The following is a 25504-nucleotide window of genomic DNA, read 5'->3' on the forward strand; positions in this document are numbered from 1 at the left end:
TGTGACGTCACGCTGAGCAGTTTCCGCGTGGTGTCCGTGTTTCGGGGTGGGCCGGTCCGCATCGCAGAGCGACGGCCCGGAGAAAGAACGGGCCGAGGAGGGCCGGGTGACGACCTATGACGATCGAGCGAGCCTCACTGATCTGACCAGCACTGTGGAGCGAGTCCGCAGTTCGGTCGAAGGAGTGATCGAGGGCAAGCCTGAGGTCGTACGGCTTTCGCTGACAGTGCTGCTCGCCGAGGGGCATCTTCTGATCGAGGATGTGCCCGGCGTCGGCAAGACCATGCTGGCCAAGGCACTGGCGCGGTCCATCGACTGCTCGGTGCGGCGTATCCAGTTCACGCCGGACCTGCTGCCGTCGGACATCACGGGCGTGTCCATCTGGGATCAGCAGCGCAAGGAGTTCGAGTTCAAGCCGGGCGCGATCTTCTCGCAGATCGTGATCGGCGACGAGATCAACCGCGCCTCGCCGAAAACGCAGTCCGCGCTGCTGGAGTCGCTGGAGGAGCGCCAGGTCACGATCGACGGCACGACGTACGAGCTGCCCAGCCCCTTCATGGTGGTGGCCACGCAGAACCCCGTGGAGATGGAGGGCACCTACCCGCTGCCGGAGGCCCAGCGCGACCGCTTCATGGCCCGCGTCTCCGTCGGCTACCCCAGCCCGGAGGCCGAGCTGCGGATGCTCGACGTCCACGGCGGCGTCTCGCCGCTGGAGGACATGCAGCCGGTGGCGCACGCGCACGAGATCGTGAAGCTGATCGAGGCGGTCCGGGGCGTGCACGTCGCGGAAACGGTCCGGCGGTACGCGGTGGACCTGGTCGGCGCCACCCGTAGTCACCCGGATCTCAGACTCGGCGCCTCGCCGCGCGCCACCCTGCATCTGCTGCGCGCGGCGAGGGCGACCGCCGCCCTGAACGGCCGGGACTACGCCCTGCCGGACGACATCCAGTCGCTGGCCGTGGCCATCCTCGCCCACCGGCTGCTGCCGACCGCGCAGGCCCAGCTCAATCGCCGGACGCCGGAGCAGGTCGTCCAGGAGATCCTGCAGCGCACGCCGGTACCGCAGGCGCCCCAGGCGCAGAGCGGCTTCGGCTCGGTCCACGCCACGCCCGCGTACCCGCAGCAGCCGCCGCGGAGGCTTGGATGACCACCCCCGGGCCGGCGCCCACCCCGGAGCAGGACAAGGGCGGGCTGCGCACGGCCCTCGCCGGCCTCACCACGCGCGGGCGCTCGTTCCTGGCCGCCGGCATCGCGGCGGCCATCTGCGCGTACGTCCTCGGGCAGAGCGATCTGCTGCGGGTGGGCCTGCTGCTGGCCGTGCTGCCGCTGGTCTGCACGACCGTGCTGTACCGCACCCGTTACCGGGTCGCGGGCAGCCGTCGGCTCTCCCCCGCGCGGGTGCCGGCCGGCGGCGAGGCCCGCGTCCATCTGCGGATGGACAACGTCTCGCGGCTGCCCACCGGGCTGCTGATGCTCCAGGACCGGGTGCCCTACGTGCTCGGTCCGCGCCCGAGGTTCGTGCTGGACCGGGTGGAGGCGGGCGGCCGCCGCGAGGTGTCGTACCGCGTCCGTTCCGATCTGCGCGGCCGTTATCCGCTGGGTCCGCTCCAGCTACGCCTGACCGACCCGTTCGGCATGTGCGAGCTGACCCGGTCCTTCTCCACGTACGACACCCTGACCGTCGTCCCGCGCGTGGAGGCGCTGTCGCCGGTCCGGCTGGGCGGGGAGGCGAAGGGGTACGGCGACGGCCGGCAGCGCTCACTGGCGCTGGCCGGCGAGGACGACGTGATCCCGCGTGGCTACCGGCACGGCGACGACCTGCGCCGGGTGCACTGGCGTTCGACCGCGCGCTACGGGGAGCTGATGGTCCGCCGCGAGGAGCAGCCGCAGCGCGCCCGCTGCACGGTGCTGCTGGACACCCGGGCCGAGGCGTTCCTCGGCGCGGGCCCGGACTCGGCCTTCGAGTGGGCCGTCTCCGGCGCCGCCTCCATGCTGGTCCACATGCTCGAACGGGGCTTCTCCGTACGGCTGTTGACGGACACCGGCAGTTCGGTGCCCGGCGAGGGCGCGGACGGGTTCGCGGGCGCCAGCCAGGAGTCCGCCGACGCGGCGGGACTGATGATGGACACCCTCGCGGTGATCGACCACTCCGACGGATCGGGCCTCTCGCCCGCGTACGACGTGCTGCGCGGCGGCAACGAAGGGCTGCTGATCGCGTTCCTCGGCGACCTCGACGAGGAACAGGCGACGGTGATCGGCAAGATGCGCCAGCGCGGCGGCGGGGCGGTCGCCTTCCTGCTGGACAGTGAGGTGTGGACGACCGACACGGGCGAGGTGCCCGGTGCCGGGAGCGCGAGCGAGGAGTCGCTGCGGCTGCTGCACGAGGCGGGCTGGACGGCGCTGACCGTTCCGCGCGGCGCCTCGCTGGCGGACCTGTGGCGGCAGGCGGACCGACAGCGTCTCGGTGTGATGTCCGGGAGCGGTATGGAGGGACGGTCATGAGCGGGCGGGCGAGGCTGGCGCTGTGCGCCTGGGCCGCGACGGTCATGGCGGCGTGCGCCCTGCTGCCCCTGGTCGACCCGGCGACCTGGATCTTCCAGGCCGCCCTGATGCTGGGTGTGCTGACCGGCGTGGGAGCGCTCACCCGGCGGGTCCCGCTGGCCCGGCCGCTGACCGTGGCCGCGCAGGCGCTGGTCGCGCTGATGATGCTGACGCTGGTCTTCGCCCGGGAGCAGGCGGTGGCCGGGATCGTCCCCGGTCCGCAGGCCTTCCAGCAGTTCGCGGAGCTGCTGCGGGCAGGCGCCGACGACGTCGGACGGTACGCCATCCCGGCCCCGCTGAGCGACGGCATCCAGCTGATGATCATCGGCGGTGTGCTGGTGATAGGCCTCATGGTCGACGCGCTCGCGGTGACGTTCCGCAGCGCGGCCCCGGCCGGCCTGCCGCTGCTCGCGCTGTACTCGGTCGCGGCGGGACTCTCCGACGGCGCCGCGTGGCTGTGGTTCCTGCTGGCCTCCGCCGGCTATCTGCTGCTGCTCCTGACCGAGAGCCGCGACCGGCTCTCCCAGTGGGGCCGGGTCTTCGGCGGCGCGCCCCACGGCCCGCGCGCGGAGTCCGCGGGCGGCGCGGTGGCCCCGGTCCGTACCGGTCGGCGCATCGGCGCGGTCGCGCTGGGCATCGCCCTGGTGGTGCCCCTCGGGCTGCCCTCCCTCGACGGGGGACTGCTGAGCGGCACGGGCACCGGCATCGGCGGGGGCTCCGGCGGCGGCACGATCTCCGCGGTGAACCCCGTGGTGGCGTTGAGCGGCAGCCTGAACGTGGACGAGGACCGCCAGGTCCTGTCCTACCGCACCAACACGGACAACATGCAGGAGATGTATCTGCGGATCGTCTCCCTGGACAGGTTCGACGGCACCTCCTGGACGCCGACCGAGCGCTCCATCACCGGGGTTCCGGAGGAGTTCGGCACCCCCATCGGCCTCGCCTCCGACGTGAAGCGGACCTCGATCGAGACCCGGATCGTCGCGGCGCAGGACTACGAACAGAACTGGCTGCCGATGCCGTACCCGGTCACCGGCGTCGACATCGACGGCGACTGGCGGTACGAGCCCGTGGGACGCACGCTCGTCGGTGACCACGGCCAGAACACCAAGGGCGCGCAGTACAAGGTCGAGAGCCTGATCGTGCAGCCCACGGCGGAGCAGCTGGCCTCGGCGCCGGAGCCGCCCCCGTCCCTGCGGCGGGAGTACACCAAGGTGCCGGCCTCGCTGCCGCCGGTGGTGGCGAAGACCGCGCTGGACGTCACCAAGGGCGCGACGAACGACTACGAGCGCGCGGTGAAGCTGCAGGACTGGTTCGCGTTCAGCGGCGAGTTCACGTACGACACCGAGGTGCGTTCCGGGACGGGGGCGCGCGCGATCGCCCGGTTCCTCCAGGACAAGGAGGGCTTCTGCGTCCACTTCTCCTTCGCGATGGCGTCGATGGCCCGCACGCTGGGCATACCTGCCCGGGTGGCCGTGGGCTTCACGCCCGGCACCCCGCAGACGAACGGCACGATGTCGGTGGGCCTGCGCGACGCGCACGCCTGGCCGGAGCTGTACTTCGAGGGTGTGGGCTGGACCCGCTTCGAGCCGACCCCCAACCGGGGCTCGACTCCTCCGTACACGGTGCCGGAGGACTCCGGCACCGGCGGTCTGCCCGACGTGCCCCGGCCCTCGCAGTCGGCGTCCACGGCGCCGTCGGCCGTGCCGTCGGCGAGCGAGAGCTGCACCCCGCAGGAGGTGAAGCTGGGGGCCTGCGCGAGCGAGTCCGCGGCGGCCGTGGCGGACACGGACGACGAGGAGCGTTCGCTGTGGGGGCTGCTGTTCTTCTCGCCCTGGACCCTGTTGATCCTGCCGGGTGCTCTCCTGCTGCTGGCGATCCCGTTGCTGCCGATGCTGTGGCGGCTGCGGGTCCGGTCCGTGCGGCTGGGCGCGCATGACGGCGCGGTGCCGAAGGGTGGCCGTGGGCCCGCCGCCGCCCGGGACGTGACCGAGGAGGCGGGCGGACCACAGGGCTCGCCGGCCCCGGCGGGCAGAGCCGGCGGGTTCGGCCGTTCGGAGGCCGCCGCGGCCCATGCGCTGGCCACCTGGCAGGAGGTGACCGACACGGCCTGGGACTACGGGATCACGCCGGACGAGTCGCTGACGCCTCGCAAGGCCGCCGCGCGGATCGTGCGGATCGGGGAGCTCGAACCGTCGGCCGCGGACGCGGTGCACCGGGTGGCGGCTGCGGTGGAACAGGTCCTCTTCGCCCCGCGTCCGCAGGTCCCGGCGGGTCTGGCCCGGGACGCGCACCAGGTCGGGGCCGGCCTGCGCAAGCACGCCGACCGCGGGACGAAGCTGCGGGCACTGCTGCTGCCGCGTTCGACCATTCGGGTGGTCTGGTCCCTCTCCGCCCGCTGGACGAACGCCCTGGAGGAGCTGCTGGCCCGCGTCCCGACGCCACGCCCGCCCTGGAGACGCCCCTCGCCCGGCCGGCCCGGCTAGCGGCCGGCGGCCGGCTGCTGCCGACGGCTCCGCGCACATCTGCCCCCTCCCGGGTTCGCCGGGAGGGGGCAGATGTGTGTGGGCTCCCGGGTTCGCCCAGGGGGCAGACGTGTGTGGGGGCCCGAGGGCGCGGGTCCGAGGCGTCCGTCCGTACTGCGCACGGCTGACCGTCCGTGGCTGGGGCGGCGGGCTGGGGCTGGGCGGTGGCTGGGGCTGTGCGGCGGCTGGCATCACCCCGGCTGCCGCTCCGGGCACGCCGAAGCAGCCGCCACCAGAGAAGGTACGGCTGTTCGATTTCAGATTTCGGGTGCTGGGTTGCGGGTTTTGGGCGTACACGAAGGGTGACCGCCCCTCGGGTGGTCACCCTTCGTCCGTTTTCAGTTCAGCTGTGACTGTCGGATCGGCGATCCGGCGGACTCAGTGGCCGCCCTGCTCGTCACGACGACGCTGCCAGCGCTGTTCGATTCGGTCCATCATGGAGCGGCGCTGTCGGGCCTGCCGACGCGCGCCTGCGGAGCCTGCGGCACCGGCGGGCTGCTCACCCGGCTTGGGGGCCTTGCGCCAACCGGTGACGGCGAGCACGGCGCAGCCCAGCATGACGAGGAACCCCACCACGCTGACCCAGATCTGCTGTGCGACCATTCCGGCCATGAGGAGCGCGATACCCACCAGAAAGCCCGCGACCGCCTGGTAGACCCGCCGCCGGGTGTACGTACGCAGCCCGCTTCCCTCGAGCGCTGACGCGAACTTGGGATCTTCGGCGTACAGCGCTCGCTCCATCTGCTCGAGCATGCGCTGCTCGTGCTCTGAGAGCGGCACGGAGTCCTCCTCATCGTGCGGTCGCCGGGGCGACCCGGGGGGTCCTCTTCAGGATAGGCAGGGATTCGCCCCCTTGAAACCCGCCCCTCTACGCCAATTCGCCAACCGGGACCCGCCATGGCACCCCGACTCGCTGAGGTGTGAATTCCCCAGCGGACGGCCCGTCATGCCGGTACGGTCTCCCTCGATCATACGGCTCCGAGCGCCCGATCGGGGGGCCTGTGGCGTACTCCATCCGCCGCCGAGCCCCTGATCAGGGGGTCACCCCATTCGTCCCGGGGGCCGGATCAGGACCCGGCGGCCCCTCGCGTCTCGCCCAGCACATGAAGTTGGGTCGCCACGGAGTGGAAGGCGGGCTGTTCGGCGACCGCGGCCTCCAGCTTGAGCAGGGCGTCCAGGGCGCCCGGCTCGGTGTCGACGAGGACCCCGGGGACGAGGTCGGCGAAGACCCGTACGCCGTGCACGGCGGCGACCTCCAGGCCCGCGCCCTCGACGAGCGCGGTGAGCTGCTCGGCGGTGAAGCGATGGGGAACCGGATCACCCTCGCCCCAGCGTCCGTTCGGGTCGTCGAGCGCCTGCCGGGCCTCCTTGAAGTGCCCGGCGAGGGCCCGCGCGAGGACCGCGCCGCCGAGGCCGGCGGCGAGCAGGCTGAGCACACCCTCGGGGCGCAGCGCGGCGACCGCGTTGCCGATGCCCTCGGCAGGGTCGTCCACGTACTCCAGGACGCCGTGGCAGAGGACGGCGTCGTACCCGCCGCGCTCGGCGACGTCGAAGAGGCCGTGGGCGTCGCCCTGGACGCCGCGCACACGGTCGGCGACGCCTGCCTCGGCGGCTCGGCGCTCCAGCGCGAACAGCGCGTTCGGGCTGGGGTCGACGACGGTGACCCGGTGGCCGAGGCGGGCCACGGGCACCGCGAAGTTGCCGCTGCCGCCCCCGGTGTCCAGGACGTCGAGCGACTCGCGTGCCGTGGCCTTCACCCGGCGGTCGAGGGCGTCTTGCAGGACCTCCCAGACCACGGCGGTACGGAGGGAGGCGCGGGGGCGCATCGGGTCCGACACGGCAGTTGACTCCTCGGCGCGGCACCGCCTGACGTACGGCGGAGCGATGGGCTTGCGTCTCCACCGGGCCCGGGGGCCGCGGCGGAGGGTGGCGACTGCCCCAACCCTAATGGGCGGCGCCGGGGCGGTCGGTCAGCCCGCGTCCGGGACCCCCGGCTCGCCGTCCCGTCGGGGCTGGGGCAGCACCGGCTGGAGCACCAGCATCCGTTCGACCAAGCGCAGGAACATCGCCACGTCGCGTATGAGGTCGTCGGCGTCCCGCGCGTTCGCCGCGCCCTGGATGCCCGCCTCGGCACGCGCCCGGCGGGCGGCGCCGGAGGCGAACAGCGCGCTCCACTCGGCGAGTTCGGGCGCTATCTCGGGGAGCACCTCCCAGGCGCTGCGGATCTTCGCGCGGCGCTTCGGGGTGAGTTCGGGGCGGCCCCGGGCGGCGAGGACCGCGGCGGCGGTGCGCAGGGCGGCCAGGTGGGCGGTGGCGTACCGCTCGTTGGGCGCCTGGTGGGCGGACGCCTCGTCGAGTCCGGAGCGGGCCTGGGCGAGCAGGTCGAGGGCGGCGGGCGGGGCCGTCGCCCGGCGCAGCACGGGGTGCACGTCGCTCGCCGGGCCGGTCAGTGAGGGGGCAGGGCCGGTGGCGCGGCGCCGGTTGGCGGCTGCTGCGTGGTGGCTGGCCATGACGAACCTCCTGTCGTCTTCGGACGACACGCTCTGACACGAGGTGCCGTATGTGCCCATCGTGCGGTATGCCACTGACAATCCGTTCTGACCTGCTCTTTTGCTTCGATCAGAAGTTCGGAGTAGTTTTTGCACTGACCAGTCAGTTCAAAGAAATGCAGAGGGGCTCGGGAGCATGGGAGAGCCGCGGGAGGCCGACGCCCGGCAGGGAACGGCCGGGGGCGTCGCCGTCGGAGCCGAGGGGTTCGGGCTGAAGGGGCCGCGCGGGTGGGCGTTCCGGGGCGTCGGGTTCGACGCCGAGGCCGGTTCGCTGATCGCGGTCGAGGGGCCGTCCGGGTCGGGCCGGACCTGTCTGCTGCTCGCGCTCACCGGACGCATGAAGCCGAGCGAGGGGCACGCCACGATCGGCTCCCTGCCGCTACCGAAACGGATGGCGGCCGTGCGCCGCGTCAGCGCCCTCGCCCACGTCCCCGGGGTGACCGACCTGGACCCGGCCCTGACCGTCGGAGAGCACCTGCGCGAGCGGGCCCTGCTGCAGCGGCGGTTCGACGGCTCCCTGCGCGGGCTGCTGCGGTCCCGCACCGAGCGCGCCGACGAGGCGAAGGGCCGGATCGAGGCCGCCCTGACCGCCGCCGGGCTCGATCGCGAGGCCCTGCCCAAGGGCTCCCGGACCGCGGTACGCGACCTGGACCGGATGGAGGCCCTGCGGCTGTCCGTCGCCCTCGCCCTCGTCGGCCGGCCCCGGCTGCTCGGCGTCGACGACACCGACCTGAAGCTCTCCGACGCCGAACGGGCCGAGATGTGGACCCTGTTGAGGTCTCTGACCGAGTCCGGCGTCACGGTGGTGGCGGTGGGCAGCGAGGCCCCGGAGGGGGCGGTCGTGGTGTCCACGGCGCCGGAGAAGGAAGCACGCGCGCGTGCGGACACGGGCGACGACAGCGACGGCACCGAACCCGTCGACCACGCCGACATCACCGACGACGCCGACCACAGCGCCACCGACGCCACCGACAAGGAGAACGCCGATGCGCTCGCCGAAACTCGCCGCTCTTGAGCTGAGGCGCTTCGGCCGGGGGAAGCTGCCGCGCGCCGCGCTCGTCTCGCTCCTGCTGCTGCCGCTGCTGTACGGCGCCCTGTACCTGTGGTCCTTCTGGGACCCGTACGGGCGGCTCGACCGCATCCCCGTGGCCCTGGTGAACGACGACAAGGGGGCGCCGGTCGGCAAGCAGCGGCTGACGGCGGGTGACGACATCGCCGAGGGGCTGCGCGAGAGCGACACCTTCGAGTGGCACCGGGTGAGCGCCGCCGAGGCCCGCGCCGGTGTCGAGGACGGCACGTACTACCTGTCGCTGACCATGCCGAAGGACTTCAGCGAGCGGATCGCGTCGAGTTCCGGGGACGTGCCGGAGACGGGCGCCCTCCAGGTGCGGACGAACGACGCGAACAACTACATCGTCGGGCAGATCTCGCGGACCGTGTTCTCGGAGGTGCGGACGGCGGCGTCGACGAAGGCGTCGCGGTCGTTCCTGGACCGGATCTTCATCTCGTTCTCGGACCTCCACGGGCAGACCGAGAAGGCGGCCGACGGCGCCGACGACCTCAAGGGCGGCATCGACAAGGCGGAGAAGGGCTCCAAGGACCTCGCGGACGGCCTGCGGACGGCCAAGGAGGGCAGCGCGAAGCTGTCCGGCGGTCTCGACGACCTGGACAAGGGCGCGGGCGATCTGGAGGACGGCGCCCAGCAGGTGGCGGACGGCACCGGGAAGCTCGCCGACAAGGTGGGCGCCGCGGCGGACCAGGTGCGGCCCTTCCTCGCGAAGGACGGCGACACGATCGCCGACACCGCCACCCTGGTCGCCGACTCGGCGGCCACGATCCGGGACCACCTCGACGCGTTCGTGACGACGGCACCGGCCGCCGAGACCGGCACCCGGACCGCCTCCGACACCCTCGACGACGTGTACCGGCGACGCTGCGAGGAGCCGGTCCTGCCCGACGCGGCCTGCGCGGACCTGAAGAAGGCCAAGGACGCCGCGGAGAAGGCCGCCGTGCTCGCCGAGGACGTGAACACCGTGGTGAAGAACTACGACGGTGACCTGAAGGCCTTCGACAAGGACCTGGAGACCCTGGAGAAGCAGGCCCGCGCCCTCGCGAAGGCCGCGCCCACCCTCTCCACCGACCTCGACGACGCCGTCGCCAAGGTGAACGCCCTCGACAAGGGCGCCACGAAGGTCGCCAAGGGGGCCAAGACCCTGCACACCGGTCTCGGCACCGCCAAGACCGGCGCGGAGGACCTGGACACGGGTGTCGGCGCGCTGAAGACGGGCGCGGTCGACCTCAAGGGCGGCATGTACAAGCTCGCCGACGGTTCGGGGAAGCTGGCGGGCGGTCTGCACGACGGGGCCGAACAGATCCCCGACTACGACGAGCAGGCTCGCGACAAGCGCACCGAAGTGATGGCCGACCCGGTGCGGTTGGCCACCAGGGACCTGCACAAGGCGCCCAACTACGGCACCGGGTTCGCCCCTTACTTCATCCCGCTGTCCCTGTGGGTGGGCGCCATGGTGGCGTACATGCTGATCCAGCCGCTCAACCGGCGTGCCCTCGCCGCGGGTGCCTCGGCCTGGCGCATCGCGCTGGCGGGCTGGCTTCCGGTCGCCGCCCTGGGCGTGCTGCAGACGGTCGCGCTGATGGCGGTGCTGCACTGGGCGGTCGGCCTGGAGATGGCGCGGGCGGCCGGAACGGTGGGCTTCCTGTTCCTGGTGACGGCGTGCTTCGCGGCGATCGTGCAGTGGCTCAACGCGCGCTTCGGGGCGGCGGGCCGGATCCTCGTCCTCGCCTTCCTGATGCTGCAGTTGACGTCCGCGGGCGGCACCTACCCCGTGCAGACCAGCCCCGGCTTCTTCAACGCGGTCCACCCCTTCCTGCCGATGAGCCATGTCGTCGACGCGCTCCGCAGGCTCATCACCGGTGGCGGCCTCGGCCCGGTGTGGCAGGCGTGCGCGGTGCTGGTGGCCTTCACCGCCGGCGCCCTCGCGCTGACCGCCCTGTCCGCCCGCCGCAAGCAGGTGTGGACCCTGGACCGACTGCACCCGGAGTTGAGCCTGTGACCGCGCACGGCACGGTTCCTGTGACAATCAGGGCCATGGAAAGCACCAACGCCCCCGGCGGCGCAGGCGGGGGCCGCCGCGAGGCGACCCGGCAGAAACTCTACGAAGCGGCCGTCACCCTCATCGCGGAGCAGGGGTTCTCCGCGACCACGGTGGACGAGATCGCCGAGCGCGCCGGTGTCGCCAAGGGCACGGTCTACTACAACTTCGCGAGCAAGTCGGTCCTCTTCGAGGAGCTGCTGCGGCACGGCGTGGGACTCCTCACCGCCTCCCTGAGCGAGGCCGCCGAGCGGACCGCGCGGGAGGGCCGCAGCAGGGTCGACTCGCTGGACGCGATGATCCGGGCCGGCCTCCTCTTCATCGACCGCTACCCGTCCTTCACCCAGCTCTACGTGGCCGAACTGTGGCGCACCAACCGTGCCTGGCAGTCCACGCTGATGGTCGTCCGGCAGGAGGCCGTCGCGGTCGTCGAGGGAGTGCTGCGCGAGGGGGTCGAGGGGGGCGAGCTGAGCGACGAGATCGATGTCGGCCTGACGGCGTCCGCCCTGGTCGGCATGGTCCTGGTGGCCGCGCTGGACTGGAAGGCGTTCCAGCCGGACCGCTCCCTGGACGATGTCCACGCGGCGCTGTCCCGGCTGCTCCAGGGCCGGGTGAGCGGACACCGCTGACCGGGTCGGGACGGACGAGAAGCGCCGGCCCGAACTGGCAGCGTCCCCCGCGTGCCACCTCGAACCGGCGCTTTCCCGATCCCCCGTGCTCCCCGTACTCCCCCGTGCCTCGCTCCCGCCGGCTCTCGTCGACGGAAGGAGCGGTCGGAGCGCGGATGCCGTTCCGCCGCCCCGTGTCGGCGGTACCGCGGCCGCGCTCTTTCCCGTGCCTCCACCTTCTCCTTCGCGCAGGTCGGAGCCCATCCGCGCGCGTACTCATCTCACCCGCTGAGTACGTGTACTCAGCCCTGTGTACTCAGACTCGGCCCCGGCTGTTGCCGACTGGTGACGATCACGCCCGCGTTCGTACTCGCCGAAGGGCCCGGCCGCTCCCGCGAAAGTCCGGGGAGCGGCGCCCGATAAGGTCGCCGACATGGCAAGAATCGCGGTGATCGGCGCCGGCCTCGGCGCCATGGCGGCCGCCGCCCGGCTGGCCGTCGCGGGCCACCACGTGGTGGTGCACGAGTCCACGGAGACCTACGGCGGGGCCGTGGGCCGCTTCGAGCGCGACGGCTTCGTGTTCGACACGGGCCCCGGGCTGCTGACGCTGCCCGCCGTCTACCGCGACCTGTTCGTCAAGACCGGCAAGGAGCCGCTGGAGAAGTGCGTCGACCTGGTCCAGGTGGACCCGGCGGCCCGGCACGTCTTCGCCGACGGCACCGACCTGCCGCTTCCCAACGCCTCACGCGCGGGCGTGGTCGCCGCCCTGAACGCCGCGCTCGGCCCGGGCGCCGGCGACCGGTGGGGCGACTTCCTGGTGCGGGCCCGCGAGGCGTGGGACCGCACCCGGCGACCCCTCCTGGAGGAGCCGCTGTGGCCCGACTGGACGGTCCTCGCCGAGCGCGAGCCGTACCCCTCGGTGCCCCACAGGCGGCTCCTGCGCACCCGCCGCGCCACCACCCTCGCGGAGGTCGGCGCGTGGGAGCTGCGCGACCCCCGGCTGACGGCCCTGCTGGAGAGCCACGCCCTCGCGTACGGCCTGGATCCCCGGACCGTCCCGGCGAGCGCGGCCGTCCTGCCGTACATGGAGCACGCCTTCGGGACCTGGTACGTCCGGGGCGGACTGCGGGAGTTGGCGCGGGCGGTGTACGAGCGGTGCCTGGCACGGAAGGTCGAGTTCGTCTTCGGCACCGAGGTCACCGGGATCGTCGAGAAGGACGGCCGGGCAGCCGGCGTGGAACGGGCGGACGGCTCGATCGCCGAGGCCGACTTCGTGGTCGCCGGGGTCGCCCCCGAGATGCTGGACCGAGGGGTGCGGCGGTCGGCCGTACGGAGCGAGGGCGAGGTACCGGCGCAGCGGGGGGCGACGAGCCGGCTGACCGTGCTGCTGGCCCTGCGCGGCGGTCGGCCCGAGGGCGCGGCGCACCGGACGGTGGTGCACGCGCAGGACCGCGACGCCGGGCTGGACCTCCTGTTCGGCCCCTCCCCCGGGACGGTCGCGCGGCCCACGGTCACCGTGCTGCGCCCGGACGATCCGGCGCTGGTGCCGGGCCCCGGCCACGAGGCGGTCACCGTCACGTGCGCGGTCCCCGCCCGGGAGCCGGACGCGATCGAGGGGTACGCGCAGCGGCTGATCACCGCGGCCGAGCGTGCCGTCCCCGATCTGCGGGAGCGCCTGCTGTGGCACGAGGTCCGCACCCCGGCCGACATCGCGCGGACGACCGGTGCGCCGGGGGGCGCGATCCCGGCCCCGGCGCTCGCGGCGGCCGGCGGAAGACGGCTGCACCCGTCCAACTCCACCGCGACACCCGGCCTGTTCACCGTCGGCGGCTGGTCCCACCCCGGCGGCGGCCTCCCGCACGCCGGGATGTCGGGGGCGCTGGTGGCCGGACTGATCGTGGAGGGACCCGGTTTCCGCGGCTCACAGTGAGACGCCGGGGCTCAGCGGGGCCCCGGCGTCCTTCGGAAAACTGCGGAGAAGCCTTCAGAAACGGTACTGCTGCTCGTCGTAGCCGTTCTGGCCGTTGCCGTTGCCATTCCCGTTGCCGTTGCCCTGGTACGGGTACTGCTCGTCCGCCGGGAGGTCGGAGCCGAAGGGGTCGTCGTTGTTGCGCTGCTGCGGCACCCAGACACCGCCGGGCGGGGTCTCGCCGTAGCCGCCGTTGCCGTACTGGTCCTGGCCGTAACCCTGTTGCGCGTATCCCTGCTGCCCGTAGGACTGGTCGTACGAGGCCGTGGCGTCGTACGTCTGCGTGCCGATGTACGGGTCCGAGTAGGCGGCGTACTGCTGCTGGTTCGGGTCGTAGCCGTAGCCCTGCTGGTCGTAGCCGTAGTAGGCGAAGGCCTCGTCCTGCGCGGACTGGTCGGCGCTCGCGTAGGGCTGGTCGGCGGCACCCGCGTAGGCGTTGTCGTCGCGGTAGACGCCGTAGGTGTTCGTGTCGTCCGGCATGGGCTCCGGCGAGTACACGGTGGCGGGGGCGGACTGCGGGCGGACGAACACGTCGTCGTCGCGGTCGTCGAGCGGGTCGTCGCCCTGCCGGTACGTTCCGGCAGCGGTGGAGTCCAGGTCCATGGGCTCCAGGGCCGGGTCCTGGGCCGGCTCGCCGCGCCGCCGCTTCTTGCCGGCCTTGGCGAACCCGGACCTGGGCGGCTTGACGCCGTCCTGCCCCTCGCTCTCGTCCTCGCCGGTGCGCGGGCGGACGGCCCATCCGGCCTCGAAGCCGCGGCGGAACGAGAGGGTCACGTAGGTCTGCCCGGTGGCGAACGCGATCGCGCCCAACGCTATGACGATCACGTTGGGGATGAGCACACCGAGGACGACACAGAGGAAACCGGCGAAGGCGAGCAGCCGCCAGCGCAGACGCGCCTTGTACTGCAGCAGCACCTCACCCAGCAGCCACAGCGCGACGACACCGAACGCGATGTAGAGGACCGTCCAGCCCATGTACGCCCCTCTCCCTGTGGCCGCTCCGCAGTGTGTCGTACGCGAGTGCGACCGGTCTAGGCCCGTGATGGGTGGTGCGGACCCAGGTTCTCGTAGATTTCCAGAGTCGCGGTGGAGTTGTTCAGGGTGATGAAGTGAAGTCCGGGGACTCCTTCGTCCAACAGCCTCGCGCAGAACTCCGTGGCGAACTCGATGCCAATGGAGCGTACAGCGGCCGGATCGTCTTTGGCTGTGACGATCCGCTCTTTCAGGGCGTTCGGGATGGCCGCGTTACTGAGTTGCGGCAACCGTTCCAGCATCTTCACGCTGGTGACGGGCATGACCTCCGGGATGACGGGGGTCTCGCAGCCGGCCTTGGCCACCGCGTCCCTCAGACGCAGGTACGACTCCGGCTGGAAGAACATCTGCGTGATCGCGTAGTCGGCGCCCGCGCGGCACTTGTCGACGAAGCGCGCCACGTCGCTGTCCCAGTCCGGGGAGCGCGGGTGCATCTCCGGGAAGGCCGCGACGCCGACACAGAAGTCGCCCGACTCCTTGATCAGTCGGACGAGTTCGGCGGCGTACGTCAGGCCCTGCGGGTGCGCGATCCACTCGCCCATGGGGTCGCCGGGCGGATCGCCTCGGACCGCGAGCATGTTGCGGATCCCGGCGTCCGCGTACTGGCCGATGATGTTGCGCAGCTCGGCGATGGAGTGGCTGACCGCGGTGAGGTGGGCGACCGGGGTGAGGGTGGTGTCGGCGGCGATCTGCTCGGTGGCCTTCACCGTGCCGGCCCTGGTGGAGCCGCCGGCGCCGTACGTCACGGAGACGAAGCTGGGGGCGACCGCCTCGATCCTGCGCAGGGCGTTCCACAGGTTCCGCTCGCCCTTCTCCGTCTTGGGCGCCCAGAACTCGAAGGAGTACGTGGTCCTGCCCGTGGCGAGCATGTCGCGCACGGTGCGTGCGTGATCAGTCCTGGTCGAAGCGGTTCCTAGGGCCATACCGGCAGGTTAGTCAGGTCACGGCCGTACCCCAACCAGAGCTGGGATTTTTGTCCGTTTTGCCGACCTGGTGTCCACGCCTTGGACAGCCGTGGGCGGGGCGGGGCCGGTCAGAGGGCGCGCAGGCGCTCGGCGAACTCCGCCGCGGCGGCTCCGGGGTCGTCGGCCTCCGTGATCGCCCGGACGACGACGGCCCGGCGGGCGCCGGCCTCGACGACCTCGTCGAGGTTGGTGAGGTCGATGCCGCCGATGGCGAACCAGGGGCGGTCGGTGCCGAGGGCGGCGGTGTACCGCACGAGGTCCAGGCCGGGGGCGTGGCGGCCGGGTTTGGTCGGGGTGGGCCAGCAGGGGCCCGTGCAGAAGTAGTCCACGCCTTCCTGGACGGCCGCGGCGGCCGCCTCCTCCTCGGCGTGCGTGGAACGGCCGACGAGGACGCGCTCACCGAGGATGGCGCGGGCGGCGGGGACCGGAAGGTCGCCCTGGCCGAGGTGCAGCACGTCCGCGCCGATGGCGTGCGCGACGTCCGCGCGGTCGTTGACGGCCAGCAGTCTGCCGTGCCGCCGGCACGCGTCGGCGAGGACCTGGAGGTGCTCCAGCTCCTCGGCGGCCTCCATGCCCTTGTCGCGCAGCTGCACGATGTCCACGCCGCCGCCCAGGACCGCGTCCAGGAACTCCGGCAGGTCGCCCTGGCGCCTGCGGGCGTCCGTGCAGAGGTAGAGCCGGGCGTCGGCGAGCCGGGCTGCGGCGTCGGGCATGGGTGGGTCCCCCGTCGGCGGTGGGCCGTCGGTGCGGCGTACGGGAGCCCCGCCCTCATGGGCCACGGCTCCCGTACGCCGTCCGGGCGGCTGCGTCGGTGCTGTCTCGGTGCTGCGGGTGTGGCGGGCGTCCGGGTCAGACGGCGAGCGCCTGGGCGCGGCGCTTCACCTCCGTGCCGCGATTCTCGCTCAGGGCCTGGGCCGGCGTGCCGGGCAGGCTCGGGTCCGGAGTGAACAGCCACTCCAGCATCTCTTCGTCGCTGAAGCCGTCGTCCCTCAGCAGGGTCAGGGTGCCGGTCAGGCCCTTGACCACCTTGTCCTCGTCGATGAAGGCGGCGGGGACGTGCAGCGCGCGGTTCTCACCCCGGCGTACGGCGATGAGCTGGCCTTCCTTCACCAGCTGCCGCACGCGGGTCACCTCGACGTCCAGCATCTCTGCGATGTCGGGCAGGGTCAGCCACGCGGGGACGAGAGCATCGATCTTTGCGTCAATCTCGGTCACGTCTCCAAGACTGCCATCTGGGACTGACAGTGGGTAGCCGGGCCTCCTCCGACGGGGGTGGTCTCTAGGCCGTCGCCGCCTTCAGGGGCCGGGCCGGGTCCCGCAGCAGCTCCGGGTCCATCGGCGTGCCCGCCTCGATCAGGCGGCGGCCCTGGGCCAGGTCCCGGGGACGGCCCACGGCCAGAAGGGCGACCAGCCGGGTCTCGCGGAGCCAGCAGACCGACCAGGCGGCGCCGGTGGGGTCGCCGCGCCGGACCATGGTGTCGGCCGACGCGTGGTGACCGGCGTACTGGACGAAGCGCCCGAACTGCTCGGACCAGAAGTAGGGGACCGGGTCGTAGGGCTCGGGGGTCTCGCCGACGATGTTCGCGGCGACCGTGCGGGGGCCCTGGAGGGCGTTGTCCCAGTGGTGGACGAGGAGGCGCCTGCCGTACCGGCCCGAGGGGAAGGAGGCGCAGTCGCCGACCGCGTAGACGTCGGGCGCGGAGGCGCGCAGGTGGTCGTCGGCCACCACCTCGCCGTGCGCGCCCAGCTCGACGCCCGAGCCCGCCAGCCAGGCCGTGGCCGGACGGGCGCCGATCCCCACGACGACCGCGTCGGCCGGCACCCGGGTCCCGTCGTCCAGGACCACCGTCCCGGGCTCGACGCGCTCCACGCGCGCGTGGGTGCGCAGGGTGGTGCCGCTGTCGGCGTACCAGGCGGTCATCGGCGCGGCCACCTCCGCCGGGAGCGCGCCCGCGAGCGGGCGGTCGGCGGCCTCGACGACCGTCACCGCGCAGCCCGCCTCGCGCGCGGCCGTGGCGAACTCGGCGCCGATCCAGCCCGCGCCGACGACCACGATGTCGTGCCGGCGGGCCAGTACGGGCCGCAGCCGCTCGGCGTCGTCCAGGGTCCGCAGCAGATGCACCCCGGGCACGCCCTCGGCGCCCGGCAGCATGATCGGTTCCGCGCCGGTCGCGAGGACGAGCACGTCGTACGGGACGGGCCCGGCGGCCGTGTCGAGCGCGTGGTCGGCGGGGCGCAGGCCGGACACCTCGCGGCCCAGCCGGAGTTCGATGCCGAGCGCCTCGAAGTCGACGTCGAAGGCGGAGCCCTCGGCCTTGCCGAGCAGCACGGCCTTGGACAACGGCGGGCGGTCGTAGGGCTGATGCGGCTCGGCGCCGATCAGTGTCACGTCGCCGGTGAAGCCCTGTTCGCGCAGCGCGACCGCGGTCTGCACGCCCGCCATCCCCGCGCCCACGACGACCACGCGCCGCGCCGGCGTTCCGCTCCTGTGCTGCGTCTGCTCGCTCACCCGGTCACCATAGACAACCGGCATTCGGTCGGGCGGCGGCCGCTCCCCGGCAGCGGGTCCGCGCGCTCGCCGACCTCCTCCACCACGCTCGTCCCGCTGCCCGGCCGCGACTCCCACTCCCAGGTCTCCTCCAACCGGACGCGTCCGTCGGTGAGTTCGCTCACCAGGGAGACGCAGTGCCCGCAGGCGGTGGTCCCGTCGGTCTTCAGCTGCACGTACCGGAAGTCCAGCCGGTCCCCCGCGCGCGTGCCCACGAGATGGCCCCGCACGACGTCACCGCCCGCGTACTCGGCCCAGATCTCGCCGTCCCGCTCGTGGTAGACGAACCGGGTGCGGGTGCCCACCTGACCGGGGGCCTGGTCGGCGACCGGGGCGAGGACGAGACCGTCGAGCGAGCGGGCCATGGGCGGAGGCTCCCTTTCTGGGACGAACGGCGAGGGCTAGGGTGGGCCACCGTAGAGCACTCGCGGGAGCCCGGACGCACCGGGCTGAGAGGGAGGCTGGCGGCCTCCGACCGTACGAACCTGATCCGGGTCATGCCGGCGAAGGGAGGGGCTGGACGCCCATGTCGCGTACGCACACGTCAGACGTCCTCGTCGTGGGGGGCGGAATCATCGGGCTCGTGACGGCGTGGCGGGCCGCGCTGCGCGGGTTCACCACGGCCGTGGCCGATCCCGCGCCCGGCGGCGGGGCCGCGCAGGTGGCGGCCGGGATGCTCGCCGCCGTCACCGAACTGCACTACGGCGAGCAGACGCTGTTGGGGCTCAACGTGGAGTCCGCGCGCCGCTATCCGGACTTCGTGGCCGAGCTGACGGAGGCGACCGGCCTCGACCTCGGCTACCGCCGCTGCGGCACGCTCGCCGTCGCGCTGGACGCCGACGACCGCGCCCATCTGCGTGAACTGCACGCCCTGCAGCGCCGGTCGGGCCTGGACTCGGAGTGGCTGAGCGGCCGCGACTGCCGCCGCCTGGAGCCGATGCTCGCGCCGGGGGTGCGCGGCGGACTGCGGGCCGACGGGGACCACCAGATCGACCCGCGGCGGCTCTCCAGGGCCCTCGTCGCGGCCTGCGAACGCGCGGGGGTCGTGTTCCATCGGGCCAGGGCCGAGGAGCTGTCGGTGGTCCGGGAGCGGGCCACCGGGGTCCGGACCGGCGACGGTGACCGGCTGGCCGCGGAGCGGGTCGTCCTCGCCGCGGGCAGCCTCAGCGGGCGGCTCGCCGGGATCCCGCGGGACGTGGTGCCGCCGGTACGGCCGGTGAAGGGGCAGGTGCTGCGGCTGACGGTGCCGAAGCAGTTCGCGCCCTTCCTGAGCCGTACGGTACGGGCCGTGGTGCGGGGCAGCCATGTCTACCTGGTGCCGCGCGAGAACGGCGAACTCGTCGTCGGCGCGACCAGCGAGGAACAGGGGTGGGACACCACGGTGACCGCGGGCGGGGTGTACGAACTGCTGCGGGACGCCCATGAACTCGTCCCCGGGATCACCGAACTCCCGCTCACCGAGACCCGCGCGGGCCTGCGCCCCGCCTCCCCGGACAACGCGCCGCTCCTCGGCCCCACCGGGCTCGACGGTCTGCTCCTCGCGACCGGGCACCACCGCAACGGGGTGCTCCTCACCCCGGTCACCGGTGACGTCCTGGCCCATGTGCTGACCACCGGTGAACTGCCGGCACAGGCACGCGACTTCACCCCGCTGCGGTTCCGCGCCGGCGCGGCCCGCGAACTCCTGGAGCAGCCCGTATGAACACCACCGGGACGCTGACCGTCCTCGTCAACGGGGAGCGCCGGCGGATCGCTCCCGGCACGGCGCTCGACGCGCTGGTGCGGACGCTCACCGCGTCGCCCTCCGGTGTCGCCGCCGCGCTCAACGAAACCGTCGTCCCGCGCGCGCGATGGACGACCACCGCACTCGCCGAGGGGGACCGCGTCGAGGTCCTCACCGCCGTCCAAGGAGGCTGATCCCATGGCAGACGACCCCTTCCTCCTCGGCGGTACGACCTACTCGTCCCGTCTGATCATGGGCACCGGCGGGGCGGCCGGCCTGGACGTGCTGGAGCGGGCGCTGGTGGCCTCCGGCACGGAGCTGACGACGGTGGCGATGCGCCGCGTGAACGCGTCCGTGCACGGCTCGGTGCTGTCCGTGCTCGACCGGCTCGGCATCCGGGTGCTGCCCAACACGGCCGGCTGCTTCACGGCGGGCGAGGCCGTGCTGACGGCCCGCCTCGCGCGCGAGGCGCTCGGTACGTCGCTGGTCAAGCTGGAGGTCATCGCCGACGAGCGCACCCTGCTGCCCGATCCCATCGAACTGCTCGACGCCGCCGAGACGCTCGTGGACGACGGGTTCACCGTGCTGCCGTACACGAACGACGATCCCGTGCTCGCGCGGAAACTGGAGGATGTGGGCTGTGCCGCGATCATGCCGCTGGGCTCGCCCATCGGGTCGGGGCTCGGCATCCGCAACCCGCACAACTTCCAGCTGATCGTGGAGCACGCGCGCGTGCCGGTGATCCTCGACGCGGGCGCGGGGACCGCCTCGGACGTCGCCCTCGCGATGGAGCTGGGGTGCGCCGGGGTGATGCTCGCCTCCGCCGTGACCCGGGCCCAGGAGCCGGTCCTGATGGCCGAGGGCATGCGGCACGCGGTGGAGGCGGGCCGGCTGGCGTACCGGGCGGGCCGTATCCCGCGCCGGCACTTCGCGGAGGCGTCGTCACCGGTCGAGGGGCTGGCGCGGCTGGATCCGGAGCGTCCCGCCTTCTGAGTCGGATCTCACGCCACCAGGCCCTCACTCGAACAGTCGAACGAGTTCTGTCGCGCGGCCGCCTGTCACAGCCCTCCGACCCGGGTCACAGCTCTGCTGCAGTACGGCCCCGGAGTCCCGCCGCCCCTGGGCCCGTCGGCGGCGGCTCGTACACTCACCTGCGTGGACACGACCCTTCAGGACCCGCTTGTCGGCCAGGTGCTCGACGGCCGGTATCGAGTCGAGGCGCGGATCGCGGTCGGCGGGATGGCCACGGTCTACCGGACCGTGGACACCCGCCTCGACCGCGTGCTCGCGCTCAAGGTGATGCATCCGACGCTGGCCGCGGACCGGACGTTCGTCGAGCGTTTCATCCGCGAGGCCAAGTCGGTGGCACGGCTGTCCCACCCGAACGTGGTGGGGGTCTACGACCAGGGCACGGACGGCTCGTACGTCTATCTCGCGATGGAGTACGTGGCCGGCTGCACCCTGCGTGACGTGCTGCGCGACCGCGGGGCGCTGCAGCCCCGGGCGGCGCTGGACATCCTGGAGCCGGTCCTCGCCGCGCTCGGCGCCGCGCACCGCGCCGGGTTCGTGCACCGGGACATGAAGCCGGAGAACGTGCTGATAGGGGACGACGGCCGGGTCAAGGTCGCCGACTTCGGGCTCGTACGGGCCGTGGACACCGTCACCAGCACCACCGGCAGCGTCCTCGGCACCGTCTCCTATCTCGCCCCCGAGCAGCTGGAGCACGGCGCGACCGACGCCCGCGTCGACGTCTACGCGTGCGGTGTGACGCTCTACGAGATGCTCACCGGCGGCAAGCCGCACGCCGGGGACTCCCCCGCTCAGGTGCTGTACCACGCGCTGCACGACGACGTGCCGCCGCCGTCGGCCGCCGTGCCGGGGCTGCCGTACGAGCTGGACGCGCTGGTCGCCTCCGCGACCGCGCGCAATCCGGAGCTGCGGCCCTACGACGCCGTCGCGCTGCTCGCGCAGACGTTGGAGGCACGGGCCGGGCTGAGCGAGGAGCAGCTGGACGCGGTGCCGCCGCAGGCGATAGCCGGCGGTCATGACAACGCGGAGGACCGGACGAGCGTGATTCCGCGCTCGCTGGCCGTGTCACGGTCCGTGGGGCTGGACCCCGGCCCGGTCGACCGCACGAGCCGCTTCCAGTCGCCCCCGCCGCCCTCCCGGCGCACACGGACCGCCCCCGGTTCCCGGCGTGGGCTGCTGGCGGTCGTCGTGGCGGTGCTGCTCGTCCTCGGCGTGGGCGGGGGCATCTGGTACATCAACTCGGGCCAGTTCACCCAGGTCCCGGCTGTGTTGGAGCAGAGCGAGGCGGCCGCGACGAAGCGGCTGGAGGGCGCGGGGCTGGACGTCGACGTGAAGGAGGCGTACAGCGACACGGTCGAGCGCGGCAAGGTGATCAGCACCGACCCGGCCCCCGGTGAGCGGATCCGGGACAACGACTCCGTGACGGTGACGGTCTCCAAGGGCCCGGAGACCGTGAAGGTGCCCGACATGAAGGGCCTCCGGCTGGACCTCGCGAAGGACCGACTGAAGGACGACGGTCTCGAACCGGGCCTGGTGAACCGGGAGTTCAGCGACGAGGTCGTCCGGGGCCAGGTGATCCGCACGCAGCCGGGCTCCGGTACCAAGGTGTCCGCGGGCGCGGCCGTCCGGATCGTGGTCAGCCGGGGCGCCCCGGTGGAGGTGCCCGAGCTGGCCGGTGCCTCGGTCGAGGACGCCACCGCCCAGCTGGAGGAGGCCGGCCTCAAGGTGAAGATCGCCTCGAAGCAGGTCAACTCCGAGTACGACAAGGGCCTGGTGGCCGAGGTGTCGCCGGGCGTGGGCAAGCAGGTCGGCACGGGCGACACCGTCACCCTGACGCTCTCCAAGGGCCCCGTGATGGTCGAGGTCCCCGACGTCGTGGGCGAGAGCGTCGACGAGGCCACGCGTCGGCTGGAGGCCGCCGGCTTCGAGGTCGAGGAGGACCGGGGCATCCTCGGCTTCTTCGCCGACGAGGTGAAGGGCCAGTCGGTCGACGGCGGCGACACGGCGCCCAAGGGCTCGAAGATCACGATCGAGATCGGCTGACGGGGCGGCCGCCGGAGCCGCCCCGCAGGACCGGTACCGGCGAGCGGACGTCGACGACCGGGAGTCGCCACCAGCGCGGCCGTCGGCACGGGTGGACCGAGTCGACGGCGGGAGCCGCAGGAGACAGGGGGCCCGGGTCGGCGGTCCTCGAAGCCACCGGCCGGGTGTCATCGGCCGCATGACACCCTGGGTGCCGTGAGCACCCAGCAGTCCCCCAGCCTCCCCGGCCCTCCCCGCCCGTCGGCCGGCCTCTCCGGCTCCTCCACCCCCGCCGGCCCGTCCCGGAACCCCGTCGGCGGGCATGTCCCGGTCGCCGGTGGCCTGAACTCCGTCGGGCTGACGTACGCACGTGATCTACGGGCCGAGACGGTCCAGGTCTTCGTGGCCAATCCGCGCGGCTGGGCGACTCCGACCGGGAACCCCCGGCAGGACGAGGAGTTCCGGGCGGCCTGCGCCGAGGAGTCGATCCCCGCGTACGTGCACGCGCCGTACCTGATCAACTTCGGGTCGCACACCGAGGCGACGGCGGAGAGGTCCGTGGAGTCGATGCGGCACTCGCTGCGCCGGGGCCGGGAGATCGGCGCGCTGGGGGTCGTCGTGCACACCGGGAGCGCGACGGGCGGCCGGGACCGGTCGGTGGCGCTGAAGCAGGTGCGTGAGTACCTGCTGCCGCTGCTGGACGAGTTGACCCACGACGACGACCCGTATCTACTCCTGGAGTCGACGGCGGGCCAGGGATCCTCGCTGTGCTCGCGCACCTGGGACTTCGGGCCGTACTTCGAGGCGCTGGACGCCCATCCGAAGCTGGGCGTCTGTCTGGACACCTGCCACATCTTCGCCGCGGGGCACGACCTGACCGGGCCGGACGGCATGCACCGGACCCTCGACCTGCTGGTGGAGACCGTCGGCGAGGGCCGGCTGAGGCTGATCCACGCCAACGACTCCAAGGACGTGGTCGGTGCCCACAAGGACCGCCACGAGAACATCGGCTCCGGTCACATCGGCGAGGACCCGTTCCGCGCGCTGATGACCCACCCCGCCACCGAGGGCGTCCCCCTGATCATCGAGACCCCCGGAGGCAAGGAAGGGCACGCGGCGGACGTGGAGCGCCTGAAGAAACTCCGGGACGGCTGACGCACCCGGGCCGGGGCACGCCGCGTCAGAGTTCGGGGCCCTCCCCGGGCTCCTCCTGGTAGGAGTAGCGCTGCTCCTGCCAGGGATCGCCGATGTTGTGGTAGCCGCGCTCCTCCCAGAAGCCGCGGCGGTCGGCGGTCATGTACTCGATGCCGCGGACCCACTTGGGGCCCTTCCAGGCATAGAGGTGGGGGACGACGAGGCGGAGCGGGAAGCCGTGTTCGGCGGTGAGGAGTTCGCCGTCCTTGTGGGTGGCGAAGATCGTGCGGTCGTCGGCGAAGTCGGCGAGGCGGAGGTTGGAGCTGAAGCCGTACTCGGCCCACACCATCACATGGGTGACCTCGGGGGCGGGCGGCGCGGTCCCGAGGATCGTGCGGGCCGGGATGCCGCCCCATTCCGCGCCGACCATGCTGAACTTCGTCACGCAGTGCAGGTCGGCGACGACCGAGGCGTACGGCAGGGCGGTGAACTCGTCGTGGTTCCAGCAGTGCTTCTCGCCGTCGGCGGTGGCGCCGAAGACCCGGAAGTCCCAACGCTCGGGACGGAACTTGGGGACGGGCCCGTAGTGGGTGACCGGCCAGCCGCGCTGGAGCCGCTGTCCCGGCGGGAGCTGCGACGTCGCCGCGTTCTCAGATGCGCGATCTCCTGATTCGCGTTCCACCGGCTGACCCATGACTCCATCCTGACAGACCGCGACCGGTGCACATGACCAGGGTCCACCCGACTCGGACATTTAGAACTAAGGCTGTACTTACTTACTAAGCTCGCACTTACTGGACGATCTTCGACTGCGGTGCAATCATCGCGGCGCAACCTCCCCGTTCCCCCGCCTGGAAGGAGCTTCTGCGATGCAGGGCGACCCCGAGGTCATCGAATTCCTCAACGAGCAGCTGACCGCGGAGCTCACCGCGATCAACCAGTACTTCCTGCACGCGAAGATGCAGGAGAACTTCGGCTGGACGAAGCTCGCGAAGTACACGCGTCACGAGTCCTTCGACGAGATGAAGCACGCGGAGGTGCTCACCGACCGGATCCTGTTCCTGGACGGGCTGCCGAACTACCAGCGGCTGTTCCACGTCCGGGTGGGCCAGACGGTCAAGGAGATGTTCGAGGCGGACCGCCAGGTCGAGGTCGAGGCGATCGACCGCCTCAAGCGCGGCATCGAGGTGATGCGCAACAAGGGTGACATCACCTCGGCGAACATCTTCGAGTCGATCCTCGCGGACGAGGAGCACCACATCGACTACCTCGACACCCAGCTGGAACTTCTGGAGAAGCTGGGCGAGGCGCTCTACATCGCACAGCTGATCGAGCAGCCGGAGAGCTGAGCCAGGCGCGGGCCGAGGGGGGCCGGGCCCGGACTAGGCCGCTTCCTCGAGTTCGGCGTAGACCGCCGCCCCCTGCTCGACCGGCTCCGGGCGCGGGTACGCGCCCCTGCCGAGGAGCGCCTGGATCCGGCGCACGCACGACCCGCAGTCCGTGCCCGCCTTGCAGGCCGACGCGATCTGGCGAGGGGTGCAGGCGCCGTCCGCCGCATGTTTCCTGACCTGCTGCTCGGTGACACCGAAGCAACTGCACACGAACACGCGGTCCACCTCCCGCCGGGATCGAATACGAAACGCCGTCCCGATGATCGGTGAGGCTAACCTAACCTTACCCGGCGGGTCCGAAGCGCAAAAGTGGAGTGGGGCGCGGATCGTATGTGATCCGCGCCCCACCTCGCGCTCC

General features: G+C 72.5%; 24 protein-coding genes and 1 riboswitch. Of the genes, 13 read left to right on the top strand and 11 right to left on the bottom strand.

Going from position 1 to position 25504, the window contains the following annotated elements; genetic code table 11:
* Nucleotides 1-106: 106 nt before the first annotated feature.
* From H4687_RS12545 to H4687_RS12555, 3 genes are read left to right on the top strand one after another with little or no spacing between them, the layout of a single operon-like run.
* Nucleotides 107-1147, top strand: a complete 1041-nt coding sequence (locus H4687_RS12545; protein ID WP_046913830.1) for an AAA family ATPase — start codon at nucleotides 107-109, stop codon at nucleotides 1145-1147.
* Entirely contained in the window at nucleotides 1144-2502 is a 1359-nt protein-coding gene (locus H4687_RS12550; protein ID WP_046913831.1) for a DUF58 domain-containing protein, read from the top strand. Before H4687_RS12545 ends, H4687_RS12550 begins: the two co-directional genes overlap by 4 nt.
* Complete coding sequence (locus tag H4687_RS12555) at nucleotides 2499-5027, top strand: transglutaminase TgpA family protein (protein ID WP_046913832.1); 2529 nt, start codon at nucleotides 2499-2501, stop codon at nucleotides 5025-5027. The genes H4687_RS12550 and H4687_RS12555 overlap by 4 nt, the downstream gene beginning before the upstream one ends.
* Before the next feature lie 417 nt (nucleotides 5028-5444).
* Here the strand turns inward: H4687_RS12555 and H4687_RS12560 are convergent, their stop codons facing one another.
* From H4687_RS12560 to H4687_RS12570, 3 genes are all read right to left on the bottom strand, one after another.
* The gene (locus H4687_RS12560) at nucleotides 5445-5846 is read right to left on the bottom strand and encodes a DUF3040 domain-containing protein (RefSeq protein WP_046913833.1); all 402 of its coding nucleotides are present in this window, start codon (nucleotides 5844-5846) and stop codon (nucleotides 5445-5447) included.
* 287 nt (nucleotides 5847-6133) lie between these two features.
* The gene (locus H4687_RS12565; RefSeq protein WP_046913834.1) at nucleotides 6134-6904 is read right to left on the bottom strand and encodes a methyltransferase; all 771 of its coding nucleotides are present in this window, start codon (nucleotides 6902-6904) and stop codon (nucleotides 6134-6136) included.
* Between the two features lie 132 nt (nucleotides 6905-7036).
* Nucleotides 7037-7576 (bottom strand): SAV_6107 family HEPN domain-containing protein, encoded by a 540-nt coding sequence (locus tag H4687_RS12570; RefSeq protein ID WP_046913835.1) that lies wholly within the window; start codon nucleotides 7574-7576, stop codon nucleotides 7037-7039.
* 175 nt (nucleotides 7577-7751) lie between these two features.
* Between H4687_RS12570 and H4687_RS12575 the strand changes: the two genes are divergently transcribed.
* From H4687_RS12575 to H4687_RS12590, 4 genes are all read left to right on the top strand, one after another.
* Nucleotides 7752-8630 carry an ATP-binding cassette domain-containing protein gene (locus H4687_RS12575; protein WP_046913836.1) on the top strand — a complete coding sequence of 293 codons (879 nt, stop codon included), beginning with the start codon at nucleotides 7752-7754 and terminating at the stop codon, nucleotides 8628-8630.
* Entirely contained in the window at nucleotides 8602-10686 is a 2085-nt protein-coding gene (locus tag H4687_RS12580) for a YhgE/Pip domain-containing protein (RefSeq protein ID WP_046913837.1), read from the top strand. The genes H4687_RS12575 and H4687_RS12580 overlap by 29 nt, the downstream gene beginning before the upstream one ends.
* Before the next feature lie 35 nt (nucleotides 10687-10721).
* Nucleotides 10722-11354: a TetR/AcrR family transcriptional regulator gene (locus H4687_RS12585; protein WP_046913845.1), complete on the top strand. Its 633-nt coding sequence runs from the start codon at nucleotides 10722-10724 to the stop codon at nucleotides 11352-11354.
* A 412-nt stretch (nucleotides 11355-11766) separates the two neighbouring features.
* A complete protein-coding gene (locus tag H4687_RS12590; protein ID WP_046913838.1) occupies nucleotides 11767-13263 on the top strand; it encodes a phytoene desaturase family protein in 1497 nt (498 codons plus the stop codon).
* A 54-nt stretch (nucleotides 13264-13317) separates the two neighbouring features.
* Here the strand turns inward: H4687_RS12590 and H4687_RS12595 are convergent, their stop codons facing one another.
* From H4687_RS12595 to H4687_RS12620, 6 genes are all read right to left on the bottom strand, one after another.
* Nucleotides 13318-14277, bottom strand: coding sequence for an SCO2102 family sporulation regulator (locus tag H4687_RS12595; RefSeq protein ID WP_046913839.1), 960 nt, complete (start codon nucleotides 14275-14277; stop codon nucleotides 13318-13320).
* Nucleotides 14278-14333: 56 nt separating this feature from the next.
* Entirely contained in the window at nucleotides 14334-15257 is a 924-nt protein-coding gene (gene metF / locus H4687_RS12600) for a methylenetetrahydrofolate reductase [NAD(P)H] (RefSeq protein ID WP_046913840.1), read from the bottom strand.
* A 110-nt stretch (nucleotides 15258-15367) separates the two neighbouring features.
* Nucleotides 15368-16012: a thiamine phosphate synthase gene (gene thiE / locus H4687_RS12605; RefSeq protein WP_046913841.1), complete on the bottom strand. Its 645-nt coding sequence runs from the start codon at nucleotides 16010-16012 to the stop codon at nucleotides 15368-15370.
* 136 nt (nucleotides 16013-16148) lie between these two features.
* Nucleotides 16149-16514 carry an Rv2175c family DNA-binding protein gene (locus H4687_RS12610; protein ID WP_005478255.1) on the bottom strand — a complete coding sequence of 122 codons (366 nt, stop codon included), beginning with the start codon at nucleotides 16512-16514 and terminating at the stop codon, nucleotides 16149-16151.
* A 64-nt stretch (nucleotides 16515-16578) separates the two neighbouring features.
* Nucleotides 16579-17808 carry an NAD(P)/FAD-dependent oxidoreductase gene (locus H4687_RS12615; protein WP_078907417.1) on the bottom strand — a complete coding sequence of 410 codons (1230 nt, stop codon included), beginning with the start codon at nucleotides 17806-17808 and terminating at the stop codon, nucleotides 16579-16581.
* Entirely contained in the window at nucleotides 17805-18212 is a 408-nt protein-coding gene (locus H4687_RS12620) for a hypothetical protein (RefSeq protein WP_046913843.1), read from the bottom strand. Before H4687_RS12620 ends, H4687_RS12615 begins: the two co-directional genes overlap by 4 nt.
* A 52-nt stretch (nucleotides 18213-18264) precedes the next feature.
* Nucleotides 18265-18376, top strand: a riboswitch (TPP riboswitch).
* Between H4687_RS12620 and thiO the strand changes: the two genes are divergently transcribed.
* The 5 genes from thiO (at nucleotide 18374) to H4687_RS12645 (ending at nucleotide 23776) form a co-directional block, all read left to right on the top strand.
* Nucleotides 18374-19549, top strand: a complete 1176-nt coding sequence (thiO, locus tag H4687_RS12625) for a glycine oxidase ThiO (RefSeq protein ID WP_046913844.1) — start codon at nucleotides 18374-18376, stop codon at nucleotides 19547-19549. (Overlaps the previous riboswitch by 3 nt.)
* A complete protein-coding gene (gene thiS, locus H4687_RS12630; RefSeq protein ID WP_005478261.1) occupies nucleotides 19546-19764 on the top strand; it encodes a sulfur carrier protein ThiS in 219 nt (72 codons plus the stop codon). The genes thiO and thiS overlap by 4 nt, the downstream gene beginning before the upstream one ends.
* A gap of 4 nt (nucleotides 19765-19768) precedes the next feature.
* Nucleotides 19769-20563, top strand: coding sequence for a thiazole synthase (locus tag H4687_RS12635; RefSeq protein ID WP_050399093.1), 795 nt, complete (start codon nucleotides 19769-19771; stop codon nucleotides 20561-20563).
* A gap of 162 nt (nucleotides 20564-20725) precedes the next feature.
* On the top strand, nucleotides 20726-22642 hold the full coding sequence (pknB, locus tag H4687_RS12640) for a Stk1 family PASTA domain-containing Ser/Thr kinase (RefSeq protein ID WP_050399095.1): 1917 nt from the start codon (nucleotides 20726-20728) through the stop codon (nucleotides 22640-22642).
* Nucleotides 22643-22837: 195 nt separating this feature from the next.
* Nucleotides 22838-23776 (top strand): deoxyribonuclease IV, encoded by a 939-nt coding sequence (locus tag H4687_RS12645; RefSeq protein WP_050399097.1) that lies wholly within the window; start codon nucleotides 22838-22840, stop codon nucleotides 23774-23776.
* 25 nt (nucleotides 23777-23801) lie between these two features.
* On the opposite strand, the gene H4687_RS12650 is transcribed toward H4687_RS12645, so the two are convergent.
* Nucleotides 23802-24449, bottom strand: coding sequence for a sulfite oxidase-like oxidoreductase (locus H4687_RS12650; protein ID WP_046918647.1), 648 nt, complete (start codon nucleotides 24447-24449; stop codon nucleotides 23802-23804).
* Between the two features lie 175 nt (nucleotides 24450-24624).
* On the opposite strand from H4687_RS12650, the gene bfr reads away from it, so the two are divergent.
* Nucleotides 24625-25104 (top strand): bacterioferritin, encoded by a 480-nt coding sequence (bfr, locus tag H4687_RS12655; RefSeq protein WP_046918646.1) that lies wholly within the window; start codon nucleotides 24625-24627, stop codon nucleotides 25102-25104.
* Nucleotides 25105-25137: 33 nt separating this feature from the next.
* On the opposite strand, the gene H4687_RS12660 is transcribed toward bfr, so the two are convergent.
* Entirely contained in the window at nucleotides 25138-25371 is a 234-nt protein-coding gene (locus H4687_RS12660) for a (2Fe-2S)-binding protein (RefSeq protein ID WP_005478272.1), read from the bottom strand.
* Between the last annotated feature and the right edge of the window lie 133 nt (nucleotides 25372-25504).

It is taken from the genome of Streptomyces stelliscabiei (genome assembly GCF_014873495.1).
Taxonomy (GTDB): Bacteria; Actinomycetota; Actinomycetes; order Streptomycetales; family Streptomycetaceae; genus Streptomyces; species Streptomyces bottropensis.